This is a genomic window from Rhizobium rhizogenes NBRC 13257, from assembly GCF_000696095.1.
GTDB classification, from domain to species: domain Bacteria; phylum Pseudomonadota; class Alphaproteobacteria; order Rhizobiales; family Rhizobiaceae; genus Rhizobium; species Rhizobium rhizogenes.
Genome location: NZ_BAYX01000005.1, coordinates 253,129 through 268,634 on the forward strand (window position 1 = coordinate 253,129; position 15,506 = coordinate 268,634).

Consider the following 15,506-nt stretch of genomic DNA (forward strand, 5'->3'; position numbering starts at 1 on the left):
CTCCCCTTCCATCACCGCAAGAAGGCAGATGGCGAGCCTTGATCTGGCTCGCCTTTGGCGATGTATCTTTGCTCGTCTGCGGAGCCGTGCTGGTCCTGTCCCCTCTCCTGCTTGCATTGTGGCTGCCTTCGCGGCTTCTGCTGGTGCTTCTTGCCTTGCCGTCGTTGTCATGGGTGTTTTACGGGCTGATGGTTCTGCGTGCCTATGCGGCAGTGCCGGCGCCACCGGTATCGAATGGCATATCGCTGGATCTCGGCAAGGTTCCCGCTCTGGCTGGCGAGCTTGAACGATTGCGGCTTGTCTGCGATGCGCCCGCCTTCACGGCCGTCTATATCAACGCCGAGCTCAATGCCTCCATCTATCAGACAGGGTCCCGTGCCGGTCAGCCGAAGCATATTCTGGTGCTTGGCTTGCCGCTTCTTGCCTTGCTGACAAGAAAGCAAGCCGCAGTCGTCATCGCGCATGAATACGCGCATATTTCCCGGCAGCATGGCCATTTTGCGCGTTGGGCCTATGTGACGCGTCAACGCTGGGCGGCGCTTGGCGACTTGCATGAGCGCAATCATCGTCTGATCACCGCGCCGCTCAGACTATTTCTCTCCTGGTACGTGCCCCGCATGATGCGCGAGACACTGGAGTTTTCACGCCGTTGCGAGATGGTTGCCGATGCGCAGGCGATTGCGGTTTGCGGCAACGATATCGCATTCGACGCAGAAGCCGCCCTGGCATTGCGGCAAAGAGCTATGTCTACCCGGTTTTGGCCGGATATATTTGCGCTAGCGGGTAGTGATGACATCGCTCGGACGCGGCCATTTACGCAGCTTTTGACGGAACCAGCGAACAGTCATCCGCGCGACGGCGCGCAGGCAGCCGTCTGGCTGCACGAAAGCCTCTGCCAGGAGCCAGATAGTCACAGCACGCATCCTGTCTTTTTCGAGCGCATCGCGGCAACAGGATTTGATCCGGCAGACCCGCTTCCCGATCATCTGCCCTGGCACCTCGACGAGACTTCGGCGGCCGCAGATTGGCTGGGGGCGGAAGCCTCTGGTATCGCCGCGCAGCTTGATGCCGATTGGCGCGAAACCGCGGAACAAGGCTGGCGGGATGCAAAGGAGTGGCGAGCGCATCAACAGCGCGAATTCTCAAATCTCCTGCAGCGTCGCGAACAGCAGGTGTTTGACGAGCAGGACTGGTTGGAATTGGCGCGACTGGCAGAGACATTTGATCCGGCAGGCACGCTTCGCGCCGAGGCCGTCGCACAAGGATTGCAGCATTCCCCCGAAGATCCGGCACTTCTTCAGCTTAAAGCCGGTGATCTACAGCAAAGCGGCGATATCCAAAGCGCGATTTCCATATGGCATCGCATCAGCCAGAACTCCTCCTCTTCCGAATATCAGGCTCATCGCCATCTTTGCGAACTCTACCTGCGGCTGGGCGACAAGCCAGCGGCGGAGCACCATCGACAGATCGCCGATCAATTGTGGGCTGGCGAAGATGTAGGTCAATCGGTATCCAAAGGTCTTTTCCCCCACGGGATGGATGCGTCCGAACTCGCCTTGCTGCAAGGCACGCTTCAGCCGCTTTTCCAGCATGCGCGCGCCATATGGCTTTGCCGCGACACGCCGCCGGATACGGCAAGCCCGCCCCGGTGGTTCCTGTATGTACAGGCCTATGACAGCTGGTTCATGCGTCTGGTGGGCAGATTGACCGGAGAGGACGATGTCAATGCTTCCGCCTGCAAGAGGCTGCTCGAGCGTTTGCAGGCGCGGTTGCATCTCTATCTGGAGGTTCGTTTTATCGGGCCGAACGATCAAATTCCGGGGCATTGCACGACCGGCAGCTTGATTGCCCAAGCCGGTTCGGCTGCGGCGCACCATTGAAGGCCACTTTGTCGCCTTGTCGGCGCTGACTTTCTCCGGCCCGATACCCGCAAAGGCGGGCGAAGCAGTCGAAGCGCTCCTCCTCATTGGAGCAGGCCGCGAAAAGATCGTCGCGTGATCTCACAATTCCTGCTTCGAATTGAATCCGGATCGCATCGGGCTTTGTCAGAGGCTGCATCAAGTGTTGCCTCCTTCAGCACATCCCGGAGCTCCGTCATAGGCCACGATCACATAGCGGTCGTGTTGATCGAGCTGGTCTGCATCCACCAGAACATTGACCAGCGAGCCTGAGGGAGATGCAAGTACGAATGAATAGGGATTTGCACTTTCATCGTTAGGCAACAGCACCGCCGTCTGGACGAACTTGGCGATCTGTGAGCCGCGCTCCAGTAGGCTTGGTGGTGTCAGCTCTTCCGTCACGTAGATCGAGACGACCTGAGAGAAGTCGGATCCGTCGCCTTCATGGATGACGCATAATACCGCCTTGTCTTGCGCCTGTGACAGGTCGTTCACCACTTCGATGGCGCTTGTGTCCACACGCAGCACCGCAGCCAGCGCATTTTTTATGAGTGTGGCGTCCATTGGTTGTTCAGGTGCCACATCCAGCCAGATCATATCCAAATCCCCAGAGGTCTCGGTGCATACAGGTTGTTATTCGGTCAGCACTGACGAAGCTATCCTCCACACACTCATTGAGCTAGCCCCAACACGATCCCGGCAACCTTAACCGCCGGGCGTAGGATTTGCTCCGATGACGATCATGAAAAGCACGAGAGCTGCGGTCTCCATCCCCTCTCTCAGAGCCGTCAACGGTCGCAACATGGCATTGAGCCGGCGGTTCCGTTCCAATGCCGGCTGATCGTCAGAGGTGACCAAGACTTCAGATGCCGTTGGTGCCGTCAGATCTATTCCGGTATACGCCTCGCGACTGTTTACGGGGTATTGCCGCCCTGACAATTCGGTGCTCCAGACCATGTAAAGCGGCGTGTCGAAATCGCCGGCGACATTTCCATTGGAAGGCACGAAGCCAAGCGCTGCCAGGTCAGCTCTGAGATCGTCAGGCAAGACGCCTTTCTTTGTTTCGCTCAGACTGGAATCATAGCCGCCGAGCATGATGCTGATCTTGCTCGTTGCCATGCCCGTCGACTGCACCCTTATCGTGCCGAGATAGGCTCTCGTTCCACCGAGCGAGCTGAGCTGATCATATCGTGTCGACGACAGCTCGTTCAAACGGTTTGGCGGCATTAGAAAATCGTAATCGTGAACAAGTGTCCGCAGGAGCAGGCGTTCACCCGAACTGCTGACGTTGAGCGCAACGACAGGTTCGTTCGTTTCCACGGGAGCATCAGGGTAGTTCGGAACAAGAAAGGAAGCGCCGATGACCGTAACCATCAGGACGAGAGCGAGTTTCAACAATTTCTTCGTCAAAGCTTTTTCTCTTGAATGCTCGTCACTCCAAACGGATTGAATTTGTATCCATCCTCTTCGTACCGGGTGTCGTCCGCTAGAGTGGCCTTACGATCCGCCAAGGCTGTCTCAACGCCTTCCCGTGTCATTTCATCGGCGATGTCATCAATCAGGGCCGCGATCTTGAGTTGTTCGGCATTGGTGGACGGCTGGTGATTATCTTTTCGGGCAAAGGTGACCAGCACATCAGGCAATCCGACCAGATGAAACCCGACGCTTGCCATCCCCTCAGCATCATCGCCGATGGGGCGGCGCGCAAGGGCGAGACGGCAAGTTCTCGCAAGTATCAGCAAATCATGCGATGCTGCCGCGTCGCGCGCCTGTTCGAAAAGCTCCTTCCATCGCCGCACTCCATGAGCGACGCCCGCACTCTCGCCCTTTGCGGCGATCGCACCATGATCGAGCATGTATTGCACAAACATCAAGGCTTTTGCGGATGTGGTTACGGCTATGTCCGCCGTCATGGACGGACCAAGCACGTAGAGCACCGACCCGTGCCCGGCGACCGCGTCTTCATCCATCTCCTGATAGGCGTTGGGATCAACGCGATCCCAGCAGACATTGAAGGATCGCTCCATCCGATCATCCGGCTCGTCCTGCGAAAATTCTTTGTCCACGGTAAAGTCATCGGCAAACAGGTCGATAGCGGCGCGTGCACTCTGCTGGAGCGCTGCAAGGCCATTCTCCTTGCCGAGAAAGCAAAGCACATGGCGCGGCGTGTAGCTGGAACGGGACGCGGTAAAGGCCGGCTGTTTGCTCGACGCTCTACCAAGAGATGGCTTTCCCAGGATAAGACCGCCCAAAAATGCGAGAACGCCACGACGCACTGAATTCATTCGGGCTTCCTATGGTTTTCAATCGACGGCTTCGAGAACTTTGGCGACGCGCGTACCCACGCTGTGTCATATCACGTCCCTTCTATTTTCGCCGAAGGGAGCACCACTCCATCAGTCCCTTTGTTTCATCCAGTACGAAATCACCCGAATGCTGTTCGGGCTCTTCCAGTGTATGGTCAATTTGAAATCAGGCAGTTCCCAGGCATGGATATCATACCGGCCGACTTTGGTTGGCGGTCCTAACTTCCCCTCTGCATCGGCTATCGTATCGGAGAAGGTCAAGTTCCTCATATTGCGCGGGTATTTTCATGGGTTGCTTCTCAAAACGGATTGCGGAGGCAGCATATGGGACTTTCCCTCTCGATGTTTCCCTTGTGATCATTCGGCTTTTGAAGCGAATGGGGCGATTTCCAACCGCTCTTTCCAGTTAAGTATATGGCGCGGTACGGATTACTCAACCGGGTGAATCTGAAGGAATATTTGACATTCGACTGCGAGGAATTCTCTGCCGAAATCTCGTCGCGACGCTACCGGCATAGCTTGCCTTCATCGATCGTAACCCTTACACGCAATCCGCTATAGTCATGAACTGCGCACTTGCCGACTGCGCCATGCGCAAGGCAAATGCCGAAGCGACAGATGAACGAAAATGACGATAACGATACGCCCGGCGCAGCTATCCGATTCAGAACTCATCCTGCGATTTATTCGCGAACTGGCGGAATATGAAAAGGCGGCTCACGAGGTCGAGGCGACGACGGCTTCCATAGAGCAATCCTTGTTCGGCCCGCAATCCGTCACCCATGCGGTCATTTGCGAGATCGATGGCGAACCGGTGGGTTTCGCGGTCTGGTTCTACACCTATTCCACCTGGCTTGCCCGCAATGGTCTCTATCTCGAGGATCTTTACGTCACCCCACAGAAGCGCGGATCGGGCGCCGGCAAGGCGCTGTTGAAATATCTGGCGAAGCTCGCGGTCGAGAAAGGCTGCGGCCGGTTCGAATGGAGCGTGCTCGACTGGAACGAGCCGGCCATCCGCGTCTATCGTTCGATTGGCGCAGAGCCGCAGGACGAATGGATACGCTACCGGCTGGCCGGCGACGCACTGAAGGCCTTTGCCGATAGCTGAAAAGCGACGTTAATACGAGGCGATCGGCAGGCTCCATAATACAGCCGATCGCCTCGTTCCGGTTGATCGTCACCCCAACTCGACGATCGCGCAGCCATAGGCTTCGAGCAACAATGCTCCGGACACCGATTTGCCGCCGTCGAGGAGATTGACGCCGTGCGGGACGTTGGTCAGTTCCGCGTGCTGGTCTGTGTAGTTCTGGACGAACAGAAGATGCCTTTCATCGTTCTGGCGCATCGTCACTTCGACGCCATCCGGCAGATCGGCGATCAGCGGTTCGACGCCTGCATCCGTGAAGGTGCGGTCGGCCAGCGCTGCCGTCAGATCGGCGGTCAGGTACGTGCCGAGATAGAGCACCCTGCCCTTGCCGACCTTGCGCGACGTTGCCATCGGCACGCCTTCGGCATAGCGGTTCGACCAGGTCGCCACCACCTCGACATCGTCGGCGACCGCCAGGTTCTCATAGAAATGAGCGCCTTCCAGCTCGCGGTTGCCGATGGTGAAACGGCGAACGCGGCGATGGGATTCGGCCGGACGATTGGGCGGGATCATCAGCCCGCCTGAGCGCGACATAACATCGAAAAGACCATTGGCGCCGGGTGCTGCCAGCCGGCCGAAATCCTCGACGGTGACGCCGGTCAGTCGCGTCAGCGACGAACCCGGCGCCGCTTCGCGGATGACGTGGTTGTTTTCATCGCGCGTGCCGGTGCGCGCGCCGATAATCACAGTGCCCCCACCCCGCGCAAATGCTTCCAGCCGCTCGGTCCAGCCATCCTTCCACATTACCCAATGCGGAACATAGAGCAGCTTCAACCGCGAAAGATCGTCTTCCGGATGGATGAAGCCGCAGGCGATACCGCGATCGTAGCAATATTGGTGCAACAGCACGGCGTCGTCCTGCGGACTCGGCAGGCCGATCGAGTAGGTCTTGTGTGCCTCCTGATTGTCGAAGTCGGAACCGGCAATGCCGACGTCCATGCGGACATGGGTGCCGAGGAGCTTGTCCTTCAGTGCCGTCATCTCGGTGGCGAAGCGCTTTGCCTCGTCATAGCGGTGACGCGGCACGTCGTCATGGTCGATGATGCCCATCCAGTAGATTTCAGCACCGAAATGCGCCGGCCGCCAGCGAAAGAACATCAGGCCATCGGCGCCGCGCGCAACCGAGGACATCGCCATGCGGCGCATCTCACCGGGCTCCGGTGTCAGCGTGCAGAAGCCGGGCTGGCTGCCGAAGCCGGATTGTTGTTCCGGGATGATGTAGTTGCCCGAAAAGCCGCGGCAGATGTCGAGATGCAGGGCCTGCACCTTGGCGTGGTTGCCGATGCGCTGAAACTCGTCATAGAGCATCGGATAAATATCGTAGCCGACGAAATCGAGGTCGGTGGAGAACTGGCCGCGAAAGTCGATATCGCGCAGGCCGCCAAGATTGTGGAAGATGAACCAATCGGCCTTGGTTGCACGCAGGATTTCCACCTGATCGTGCTGGAAACGCGCCGTCGAGAAAGCCAGGAAGCGGTGGTAATCCTGCAGATGCCCCGGGCTCGGGAAAGTCGGTCCGAAATCGATGGGAAGAACCACCTGGCCGAAATCATCATAAGCAGTCGCCCAGAAATCGCCGCCCCAGGCGAAATTGAGCTTGTCGATCGTGCCGTATTTGTCGGCGAGATAGGCTTGGAATTCCTTCAGCGTGGCGGCAGAAAAGGATTCCGGCATGCTGGTGTTGAGTTCGTTGTCCGTCTGCCAGCCGATGACATCAGGGTTGTCGCGATAGTGCTCGGCCATTGCCTTGGTGATGCGCTTGCTGTGCTCGCGGAAGACAGGGCTTGCCGTATCGGCATGCTGGCGCGAGCCATGGCTCATCGTCCGGCCGTTGCCATCGACGCGAAGGACTTCCGGATGGGCCGCCGTCAGCCAGCGTGGCGGTGTTGCGGTCGGCGTGCACATGATGGTGCTGATGCCGTGGCGCGCAAGGACCGCGATGGCGCGATCGAAGAGATCGAAATCGAAGGTTCCGAGCTTCGGCTCGAAGATATGCCAGGCGAACTCGCCGAGACGGACGACATTGAAGCCGGCTTCGGCCATGCGCTCGGCATCGCGCTCCCAATAGCTTTCATCGACATGTTCCGGATAATGCGGCGTGCCGACGAGAAACCTGTCGGTCTTGATGGTGCGCCATACGGAAAGGTCTTTGGTGCTGGTATTGACTGACACGGTATCAGGCTCCTGAAGGATCATTTGTCGAGAATTGGCTTGCGGACCGTGATGGTCCGCTCGTCATTGGCGGAAAACAGATAGACCTCGCGCGGATCGATGCGGAGGCTGATCGGCGCGTCGGCGGCAACGCCGGTGACATGGCCGATTTGCACGGTGATGTTGCCGGTGCCGCTTTCGGAGCTAACGCATTGCAGCTCTCCGGCATCGACATAGAGGATGGTCTCTCGTCCGAGATGCTCGACAAGCCGAACCTGGCCCGAGATCGCGGCACCTGCGGATGTAACGTCGGAAACGGCGATGTTTTCCGGCCGGATGCCGAGGGTAAGGGTCGTTCCCTTCTGGACCGAGGCGCCGGCTGCCAGTTCCACCGTGATCGGAGCAAGGCCCGGGGCGGAAACGGTGACGCTGCTTCCGGAAACCTGATCGACGGTCACAGGAAAGAAGTTCATTCGCGGCGCGCCGAGAAAACCGGCCACGAAGAGATTGTCCGGGTTGCGGTAGAGCTCCAGCGGCGACCCGACCTGCTCGATGATGCCGCGATTGAGAACCACGATCCGGCTCGCCATCGTCATCGCCTCGACCTGGTCGTGCGTGACATAGACCATCGTCGCGCCGAGTTCGGCATGCAGGCCGCTCAGCTCGACGCGCATCTGGGTGCGTAGTGCGGCATCGAGGTTCGACAACGGTTCATCGAACAGGAAGACCTCCGGCGAGCGAGTAATGGCGCGGCCGATGGCGACGCGCTGGCGCTGGCCGCCGGAAAGCTGCTTCGGGCGTTTGTCAAGCTGATCGGTGATCCGCAGGATCTTGGCGGCACGCGCCACCGCCGCATCGATCTCCGCCTTTGGCCGTTTGGCCATGCGCAGGCCGAAACCCATGTTTTCGGCGACAGTCATATGCGGATAGAGCGCGTAGGACTGGAACACCATGGCGATGCCGCGATCCCCCGGCTCCGCCGTGCTGACATCGCGACCATTGATCATGATCTGGCCCGAGGAGATGGTTTCAAGACCGGCGATCGACTTCAGCAGCGTGGATTTGCCGCAGCCGGACGGCCCGACCATGACGATGAACTCGCCCTGTTCTACGGAAAGATCGATACCGCGCAAGGCATGATAGGCGCCGTAATTCTTGTTGACGTGTCGAAGTTCGAGACTGGTCATGCTTTTCGGCTCGCAAAGGAAGGATTGGCACAAAGGGCGGGATTGGTGATCAAATCGGATAAGGTCATCATCCTTTCACCGCCCCCATGGTGAGCCCGGCGATGAAGTGCCGCTGCATCAGGAAGAACATGATGACGGGCGGCACGGCGACGATGATCGTGCCGGCCGAGATCAGGTTCCAGGCGGATACCCATTCGCCGCGCAGATTGGCAAGCCCGGCAGTCACCGGCTTGACCGTATCGCTCACCGTCAGCACCACGGCCCAGAAATAGTCGTTCCAGACGAAGGTGAAGATCAGGATCGCGAGCGCGGCCAGTGCCGGACGAACCAGCGGGATCACCACATGCACGAGCGTCTGGAACGGCGATGCTCCCTCTGCCCTTGCCGCCTGGAACAATTCATCCGGCAGGGCTGCGATGAAGTTGCGCATGAATAGCGTCGCAAAGCCGGTCTGGAAGGCGATATGGAAGATAATCAGCGCCGCCGGTGTGTCATAGAGACCGATCCGCACCATCAGGTCGCGCACCGGTATCATCATGATCTGATAGGGCAGGAAATTGCCGCCGACGAAGAGCGCGAAGACCAGCATATTGCCGCGAAAGCGGTAGCGCGCCAGAACGAAGCCGGCGAGTGTGCTCATGACCAGCACCCCGATGACGGAGGGTATGGTGATCATCAGGCTGTTGAGGAAATAGCGCGCCATCGGCGTCTGGGTGAAGACGGAGGTATAGTTGTCGATCAGGCCGAACTGCGTCGGCCAGCCCCAGAGGTTCCCACCCATCACATCCTGCGTAGACCGGAACGACGTGAGGATGACGGCAAACAGTGGGCATAGCCACAGGATCAGGATGGCGAGAACGGCGGTGAAATAGAAGCGACGCTGCCAGATGGCGTCTTCGGGGATCGGGCGCGGATACATCAGGCCCCTCTTTCTTCGATGCGGATGATCCGCGTGAGGTACCAGACGATGAACACCGCCATGATCACGAACAGAACCGAGGCGATCGCCGCGCCATAGCCGAAGCGGTAGGAGAAGATCGACTGCTCGAACATCTGATAGGCAAGCACCTCGGAGGAGCCGAACGGCCCGCCCTGAGTCATGACCGACACCATGTCGAAGGATCGGAGTGCACCCACGACGGTTACGGCAATGGCGATGAAGGTGACCTGTGTCAGTTGCGGCAGAACGATATGGCGCAACATGTTCCAGCCCCTCGCCCCATCTACCCTGCCCGCGCCGATCAGCTCCTCGCTGAGGTTATTGAGCCCGGCTAGGTAGAGAACCATGCAGAAGGCGATCTGCGGCCAGAGGGCGGCGATGACGATGGCAAAGGTCACTAGATGCTCATTGGAGAGCAGCGCCGGTGCGGTCGCGCCGAAGAAACCGAAGATCAGGGCGAGCAGCCCCAGTTGCGGCGTGTAGACCCAGGTGAAAACGACGCCGACGGCGACCGAGGCAAGCACCAGCGGGATGAAGAACAGAGATTTCATCAGCCGCATGCCGCGGATTTTCTGGTTGACCAGCAGGGCGATCGCCAGCCCCAAGGGTGGTGCTGCCATGAACATGACCAGCCAGATGACGTTGTTCTTCAGGGAAACGTAGAATTGTGGATCGTTGAACAGCTCGACGTAATTGCCGAGGCCGATCCAGACCATCGGGCTGAAGCCATCCCATTCGTGCAGGCTGATCCAGACGCTCTCGACCGCCGACCACAGGATCACGACGGAAAAGAGAATAGCGGCCGGTAAAATCAGCAAAGCCGGGGTGAGCCACCAGCGATGGTAGCGCCAAAAGGTCATCATTTTATCCTCTATCGATATGGGGAGGCGGAGCCGCGGCCCCGCCTCTCGGTCGCTGGGAGGAAAGCTAGAGCTTGTAGATACGCTTGCGCGTACCCTCGAGCCGCTGCAGGATGGCGTTGCGCCGTTCGGGCTTCGCCATGAACTCCTGGAAGCCGACGAGGCCGGCCTGCGCCATGTCGGGATCGCTGTCGCGGTCGTAATATTGCGACGTGCCCTGTAGCGTCTTCAGTACGTCGACGGCGGCGTTGACCAGCGGATCCTTGCTCGGCGGCAGGTCGTTGCGCGGCGGGATATTGCCACCGGGCTCCAGATAGGGGCCGAGATTTTCCGGGCGGTAGAAGTAAGCCAGAAACTCGCGGGCACCCTGCTTGTTCTTCGCATTCGCCGGGATATGGACCGAATTCAGCGAAAATTCCTCAAAACGGCCGACCTTCGGGTCGATCGACGGGAATGGCGCGAAAGCGAGCTGGTCGAGATCCTCTTTCGGGAAGGCATAACGGACGAAGGCGCCGAGGTTCATCATCCCCGCCTTCTTCTGCGCCAGAAGCGCACCCGCCTCCTGCCAGCCGAAGGAGGTATTGTCCGGCGTGAAGAAGCCCTGCTTGATGAGTGTTTCCCACTGATCGAAGACCGGCTTCAGCGCCGGATCGAGATAGCTCATCTCGCCGTTCATCAGCGCCATGTGCTTGTCGAGGCCGTTGATGCGCAGGTTCATCTGGTCGAACCATCCGGCCGCCGGCCATAATTCCTTGGTACCCATGGCGATGGGAGTCAGGTTCGCGCTCTTGCACTTGGTGCCGAAGGCCAGGAAATCGTCCCAGTTCGCCGGCGCCGTAGCGCCGAGTTGGGCAAAGACATCCTTGCGATAGAACATGCCCCAGAGGGTTCCTCCGGTCGGCAGGCCATATTGCTTGCCGTCGACGGTGACGGAGCCTGCCGTCGCGCCAAGGACGTCCTTGTATTTCTCTTTTTCGAAGAGATCGGAGATGTCATCGAAAAGGCCACGCTTGACGAAAGCGCGCATGCGGTTTCCGGAAAACCAGAAGCAGACATCCGGCGCGCCGGCGACGAGATAATTGCGGATCGCGGTCTTATGGGCCTCATGGTCCATATTGTTGATGACGACCTTGACGCCGGCCTGCTTGCCGAAGTCATCGCCGATCTTGCGCAGAATCGCCAAGCCATCGGCGTTGCTCTCGTCGGAAATGATATTGATGTCCTGTGCCTGCGCAATCGCCGGCATCGGAAAACCCGCGAGTGCAGTGGCGGAAACCGCCCCTGCCCCCTTCAAAAAGGTACGCCGACTCGACGGCTTTCCAAGCAAATTGAAAGTCATTTGAATTCCTCCCGTTTTAACGCCTGTCTCCACCCTCAGCCGATGAGCCAGCGGGACGCCCTCCGAGCGTTTTCCGTTTGCCTCCGGACGCATGGCCGCAATAAACCCGCCGAGGCAGCGAATGTGCTGCCCGGATATTTGGGTTCGTGAAGCTGTGAGTCCCTTAATTCAGACTTCTTCGTGCTTGCACACGGCTGGATGTTGATCGACGGGTGAAGTTATGCATAAGTCTGAAACAGACGCAATAATTAATTTACAAAATTAAGAAAGAGAAATCGTGAAGCTGAAAGGCGACCAGAGTACCTCGCGCGCCATGAACCGGCGGCTTATTCTCAACCTGCTGAGGCAGGAGGGACCAAAGAGCCGTGCCGAGATCGCGACGATTACCGGCCTCAGCCCGGCCGCCGTTACCTTCGTCATCGCGGACCTGATCGAGGAAGGTCATGTGACCGAAGGCAAGGCCGTGGCGGGGTTCTCGGGGCGCCGCCCGATTCCTGTAGAAATCAATTATACCAATGGTTTGGCGATCGGCTTTAAACTGATGGTTGGTTCCGTGGAGTGCGTTGTCACCGACCTCGCCACCAGCCCCCTCGCATCCATGCGGCTGACGCTTGCGGATCACGATCCGGAAAACGTCGCCAAGACACTTGCCGCGGCGGTTCCCTTGCTCGTGCAATATGCCGCCCGGCCGAATGCACAGCTCGCCGGCATTGGAATTTCCATGCCCGGCGTCATCGACAATGACCAGGCGACCTGCGTGCGCAGCCATCGCTTCAACTGGAATAACGTTCCCCTCGCCTCGATATTGGCGCAGAAGGTCAAGGTGCCTGTCTGGCTGGAGGATGACACGAACGCCTATGCAATCGCTCAACAGCTCTTCGGCGTCGGGCGGCAGCATCGCAACATGGCAGTACTCGCCATCGGCGTCGGCATCAGCTGCGCACTGATCATCGAGGGCAAGCTCTATCGTGGCGCCAATGGCGCCGCCGGCAAGTTCGGGCATACGCTGCATGAGGAAAACGGCCGTCTTTGCGAATGCGGCAAGCGCGGTTGTCTCATGGCCTATCATTCCCAGACCTCGATGCTGCGGACTTGGCGAGAGACGACAAATCGTAGCAATAGCGATGGTTTGCCGGAAATGCTTAATGCAGTTGAAGAGGGAGAGGCAGCCGTTGGCGATATCCTCAGAGAAGCGGGTATCGGGATTGGAAAAGCCTTGGCAAACCTTGTCAATGTCACCGACCCGGAAGTGATCGTCGTCGGCGGCGAAGCCGTATCGTTCGGCGAGGCGTTTTTCGAGCCGTTGAGATCAACCCTGGCCGCTCATACCTTTCGCGCGTCGCCGCCTCTGCTTCCGGACTGGGAGGACAATTCATGGGCTCGGGGAGCGGCGGCTCTCGTCACGCAGAAGTTCTTCGACTTCGAGACATCTGGCGGCACGACGGGAAGCACGGAGGCGCTGGGCACGACGTCGGCCGCGTAGAGCGCTACTCCGGTCTTGCGCCGCCCGCCCTTTCACGAGACAACCGGCATATGAGCGTTCCGACAAGCCACCCTTTTGTCTTCGATCCCACCTACGGCATGGAGCTTGAACAGCTCCTCGCCATCAAGCCACCGGACGCACCGCCGGGCTTCGATGATTTCTGGAAGGAGCGATATCAACGTGCGATCGCCGTCGACCCGCAGTCGAAGCTTCGCCGCAGCAAGACGCATCATCCTGATTGGCATGTTTTCGACATCACCTATTTGTCGACCGGTTCGTTTCCGATCGGCGGCTGGCTGCTGCTTCCTCGTGAAGGACAGGTACGGCGCGGCCTTGTCGTCGGCCATGGCTATGGCGGGAGGGATCTGCCCGACTTGGACCTGCCGGTGAAAGAGACGGCGATATTGTTTCCTTGCTGTCGCGGTCTGTCCCGCAGCGCCCGTTCGCCAATTCCGTCGGATGCGGCTGGTCATGTGCTCTACGATATCGGCAAGCCCGATCGCTATATCATCGGTGGCTGCGTCGATGATCTGTGGATCGCCGTCTCGACGCTTGTCGATCTCTATCCGTGGCTCGAAGGGCATATCGGTTATAGCGGCATCAGCTTCGGCGGCGGCATCGGGGCTCTGGCGATCCCCTTCGATGCCCGGATCGATCGCGGACACCTGGTGGTGCCGACCTTCGGGAACCGGTCACTATGGCTGAGTTTGCCGACAGTTGGCAGCGCCGATTCCGTCCAGGCCTACCAAAAAGAGCACGGAAGCATGCTTGAGAGCTTGCGCCTGTTCGATGCGGCAAGCGCGGCGGCCCGCATCAAGGTGCCGATGCTCATTGCTCCCGCCCTTTTCGATCCGGCGGTGGCGCCGCCATGCCAGTTCGCTGTAGCAAACGCGTCGCCGAAATTTAATGAAATATTCATCCTCGACGCCGGCCATTTCGACTATCCTGGTTGCATGGAACAAAATATACTACTCAACGAAAAGGTCAGACGATTTTTCGAGGTGCCATGAACCGCGAATATCTGCGCTGGCACAGCCAGCGACTGCATCGAGACATGGAGTTGCTGGTGTTCGGTCATGCCGGGGCCAAGGTGCTGATGTTTCCGACGCGGGATGGACGGTTCTGGGAGTATGAACAGCTGGGCATTGTCGCTAGCCTGGCCGGCAAATTGGAAGCCGGAGAGCTGCAACTCTATTGTATAGAGGGTCTGGCGACCGAGAGTTTTTACGGATTGCAGCACCACCCATCCGAACGCATTCGCCGCCATGCCGCCTTCGAGGATTATATCCTGAACGAAGTTCTACCGCTGATGGCGGAGAAAAACCCCCATGACTGCATTATCGTGCACGGCTGCAGCCTCGGCGCATTCCAGGCTGCAAGCCTCGTTTTCCGGCACCCTCACCTCTTCCGCAAGCTCGTCGCCTTTTCAGGTCGCTATGATCTGACGATGAAGGTTGAATCCTTTGGAGATCTGTTCGACGGCTATTATGACGACACGGTCTATTTCCACACTCCGACGCATTTTCTACCGGGCCTTACCTGCGAACGGCGGCTGCAGAGGCTTCGTGAGATCGACATCGTGCTGGTCATTGGCGACGCCGATCCTTTTCTCGACAACAATCGCCATCTCAGCCGGCTTCTGGCCGACAAACGGATCGATCATCACCTGCATATCTGGGGTGGACGCGCCCATCGGGCGGGCGCTTGGCGCGAGATGACGCCGCTGTACATATGACGAAAGATCCTCGCCCGCGCTCATGCGTGCGGGTTTCCCCGCGTAGCCTTTTATACCAGGCCGACCGGAAGCGGAGCGATTCGTTTGCCGGCGCCGTAGTCACGCTCGTGGGACCTTTGGTGCTGCAGTTCTCGGCTCAAGGACAGGTCGACTCGACTTTGCTCCACCAGACCGTCCGGATAGGTTCCGGTATCATCGGTTTCCACTTCCGACTGAGCGGTGACGATCTTCAAATTCATCGCGTTTCCTCCAGCGGTGACGCAGAACCCCTTGATCCTGCGTCGGCTTCCATTAGTATTCGCAAAAGTTGTTAAAAAATTAACGACGTCCGTTAATAAATTCGATTGCGTCTCATCGCGCTTGAAATGCTCGCTGGAATGGAACATTTCTGCCATTGCAACGATGAAAAGTCGATTTCGTTTTGGGGGACTCTATGGATCGCTACGAAATCACTGAGGGC

The 15,506-nt window shown here is 58.7% G+C and carries 14 protein-coding genes; 5 read left to right on the forward strand and 9 right to left on the reverse strand.

Going from position 1 to position 15,506, the window contains the following annotated elements:
* Window positions 1-188: 188 nt before the first annotated feature.
* Window positions 189-1,880 carry a M48 family metalloprotease gene (locus RRH01S_RS13130; RefSeq protein ID WP_234904837.1) on the forward strand — a complete coding sequence of 564 codons (1,692 nt, stop codon included), beginning with the start codon at window positions 189-191 and terminating at the stop codon, window positions 1,878-1,880.
* A 177-nt stretch (window positions 1,881-2,057) separates the two neighbouring features.
* Here RRH01S_RS13130 and RRH01S_RS13135 read toward each other — a convergent pair whose 3' ends face one another.
* From RRH01S_RS13135 to RRH01S_RS13145, 3 genes are all read right to left on the reverse strand, one after another.
* A complete protein-coding gene (locus RRH01S_RS13135) occupies window positions 2,058-2,495 on the reverse strand; it encodes a hypothetical protein (RefSeq protein WP_234711690.1) in 438 nt (145 codons plus the stop codon).
* A 108-nt stretch (window positions 2,496-2,603) separates the two neighbouring features.
* Window positions 2,604-3,308: a hypothetical protein gene (locus tag RRH01S_RS13140; protein WP_034516400.1), complete on the reverse strand. Its 705-nt coding sequence runs from the start codon at window positions 3,306-3,308 to the stop codon at window positions 2,604-2,606.
* The gene (locus RRH01S_RS13145; protein WP_042472039.1) at window positions 3,305-4,183 is read right to left on the reverse strand and encodes a hypothetical protein; all 879 of its coding nucleotides are present in this window, start codon (window positions 4,181-4,183) and stop codon (window positions 3,305-3,307) included. The genes RRH01S_RS13140 and RRH01S_RS13145 overlap by 4 nt, the downstream gene beginning before the upstream one ends.
* Before the next feature lie 649 nt (window positions 4,184-4,832).
* Here RRH01S_RS13145 and RRH01S_RS13155 point away from each other — a divergent pair.
* Entirely contained in the window at window positions 4,833-5,312 is a 480-nt protein-coding gene (locus RRH01S_RS13155; RefSeq protein ID WP_012650384.1) for a GNAT family N-acetyltransferase, read from the forward strand.
* Between the two features lie 69 nt (window positions 5,313-5,381).
* Here RRH01S_RS13155 and RRH01S_RS13160 read toward each other — a convergent pair whose 3' ends face one another.
* The 5 genes from RRH01S_RS13160 to RRH01S_RS13180 form a co-directional block, all read right to left on the reverse strand.
* The gene (locus RRH01S_RS13160; RefSeq protein ID WP_012650385.1) at window positions 5,382-7,547 is read right to left on the reverse strand and encodes a beta-galactosidase; all 2,166 of its coding nucleotides are present in this window, start codon (window positions 7,545-7,547) and stop codon (window positions 5,382-5,384) included.
* Entirely contained in the window at window positions 7,544-8,689 is a 1,146-nt protein-coding gene (locus RRH01S_RS13165; protein ID WP_012650386.1) for an ABC transporter ATP-binding protein, read from the reverse strand. The genes RRH01S_RS13160 and RRH01S_RS13165 overlap by 4 nt, the downstream gene beginning before the upstream one ends.
* A 67-nt stretch (window positions 8,690-8,756) precedes the next feature.
* A complete protein-coding gene (locus RRH01S_RS13170; RefSeq protein ID WP_007698145.1) occupies window positions 8,757-9,608 on the reverse strand; it encodes a carbohydrate ABC transporter permease in 852 nt (283 codons plus the stop codon).
* Window positions 9,608-10,492: a carbohydrate ABC transporter permease gene (locus tag RRH01S_RS13175; RefSeq protein ID WP_012650387.1), complete on the reverse strand. Its 885-nt coding sequence runs from the start codon at window positions 10,490-10,492 to the stop codon at window positions 9,608-9,610. Before RRH01S_RS13175 ends, RRH01S_RS13170 begins: the two co-directional genes overlap by 1 nt.
* A gap of 64 nt (window positions 10,493-10,556) precedes the next feature.
* Entirely contained in the window at window positions 10,557-11,828 is a 1,272-nt protein-coding gene (locus RRH01S_RS13180) for an ABC transporter substrate-binding protein (RefSeq protein ID WP_012650388.1), read from the reverse strand.
* 277 nt (window positions 11,829-12,105) lie between these two features.
* Here RRH01S_RS13180 and RRH01S_RS13185 point away from each other — a divergent pair, with 277 nt between their 5' ends.
* The 3 genes from RRH01S_RS13185 to RRH01S_RS13195 are packed head-to-tail and all read left to right on the forward strand — an operon-like array spanning window position 12,106 to window position 15,046.
* Window positions 12,106-13,311, forward strand: a complete 1,206-nt coding sequence (locus RRH01S_RS13185; RefSeq protein WP_007698130.1) for an ROK family transcriptional regulator — start codon at window positions 12,106-12,108, stop codon at window positions 13,309-13,311.
* Between the two features lie 50 nt (window positions 13,312-13,361).
* A complete protein-coding gene (locus RRH01S_RS13190) occupies window positions 13,362-14,321 on the forward strand; it encodes an acetylxylan esterase (protein WP_012650389.1) in 960 nt (319 codons plus the stop codon).
* Window positions 14,318-15,046, forward strand: coding sequence for an esterase family protein (locus tag RRH01S_RS13195; RefSeq protein WP_012650390.1), 729 nt, complete (start codon window positions 14,318-14,320; stop codon window positions 15,044-15,046). The genes RRH01S_RS13190 and RRH01S_RS13195 overlap by 4 nt, the downstream gene beginning before the upstream one ends.
* Window positions 15,047-15,096: 50 nt before the next feature.
* On the opposite strand, the gene RRH01S_RS13200 is transcribed toward RRH01S_RS13195, so the two are convergent.
* Window positions 15,097-15,285 carry a hypothetical protein gene (locus tag RRH01S_RS13200; protein ID WP_041723609.1) on the reverse strand — a complete coding sequence of 63 codons (189 nt, stop codon included), beginning with the start codon at window positions 15,283-15,285 and terminating at the stop codon, window positions 15,097-15,099.
* Window positions 15,286-15,506 lie beyond the last annotated feature (221 nt).

Excerpts from the sequence above, each read along its gene's own strand:
- RRH01S_RS13200 (WP_041723609.1), bottom strand. The coding sequence starts at position 15,285 with ATGAATTTGAAGATCGTCACCGCTCAGTCGGAAGTGGAAACCGATGAT.
- RRH01S_RS13130 (WP_234904837.1), top strand. The coding sequence starts at position 189 with ATGGTTCTGCGTGCCTATGCGGCAGTGCCGGCGCCACCGGTATCGAAT.
- RRH01S_RS13180 (WP_012650388.1), bottom strand. The coding sequence starts at position 11,828 with ATGACTTTCAATTTGCTTGGAAAGCCGTCGAGTCGGCGTACCTTTTTG.
- RRH01S_RS13190 (WP_012650389.1), top strand. The coding sequence starts at position 13,362 with ATGAGCGTTCCGACAAGCCACCCTTTTGTCTTCGATCCCACCTACGGC.
- RRH01S_RS13160 (WP_012650385.1), bottom strand. The coding sequence starts at position 7,547 with ATGATCCTTCAGGAGCCTGATACCGTGTCAGTCAATACCAGCACCAAA.
- RRH01S_RS13170 (WP_007698145.1), bottom strand. The coding sequence starts at position 9,608 with ATGTATCCGCGCCCGATCCCCGAAGACGCCATCTGGCAGCGTCGCTTC.
- RRH01S_RS13155 (WP_012650384.1), top strand. The coding sequence starts at position 4,833 with ATGACGATAACGATACGCCCGGCGCAGCTATCCGATTCAGAACTCATC.
- RRH01S_RS13175 (WP_012650387.1), bottom strand. The coding sequence starts at position 10,492 with ATGATGACCTTTTGGCGCTACCATCGCTGGTGGCTCACCCCGGCTTTG.
- RRH01S_RS13165 (WP_012650386.1), bottom strand. The coding sequence starts at position 8,689 with ATGACCAGTCTCGAACTTCGACACGTCAACAAGAATTACGGCGCCTAT.
- RRH01S_RS13145 (WP_042472039.1), bottom strand. The coding sequence starts at position 4,183 with ATGAATTCAGTGCGTCGTGGCGTTCTCGCATTTTTGGGCGGTCTTATC.
- RRH01S_RS13135 (WP_234711690.1), bottom strand. The coding sequence starts at position 2,495 with ATGATCTGGCTGGATGTGGCACCTGAACAACCAATGGACGCCACACTC.
- RRH01S_RS13195 (WP_012650390.1), top strand. The coding sequence starts at position 14,318 with ATGAACCGCGAATATCTGCGCTGGCACAGCCAGCGACTGCATCGAGAC.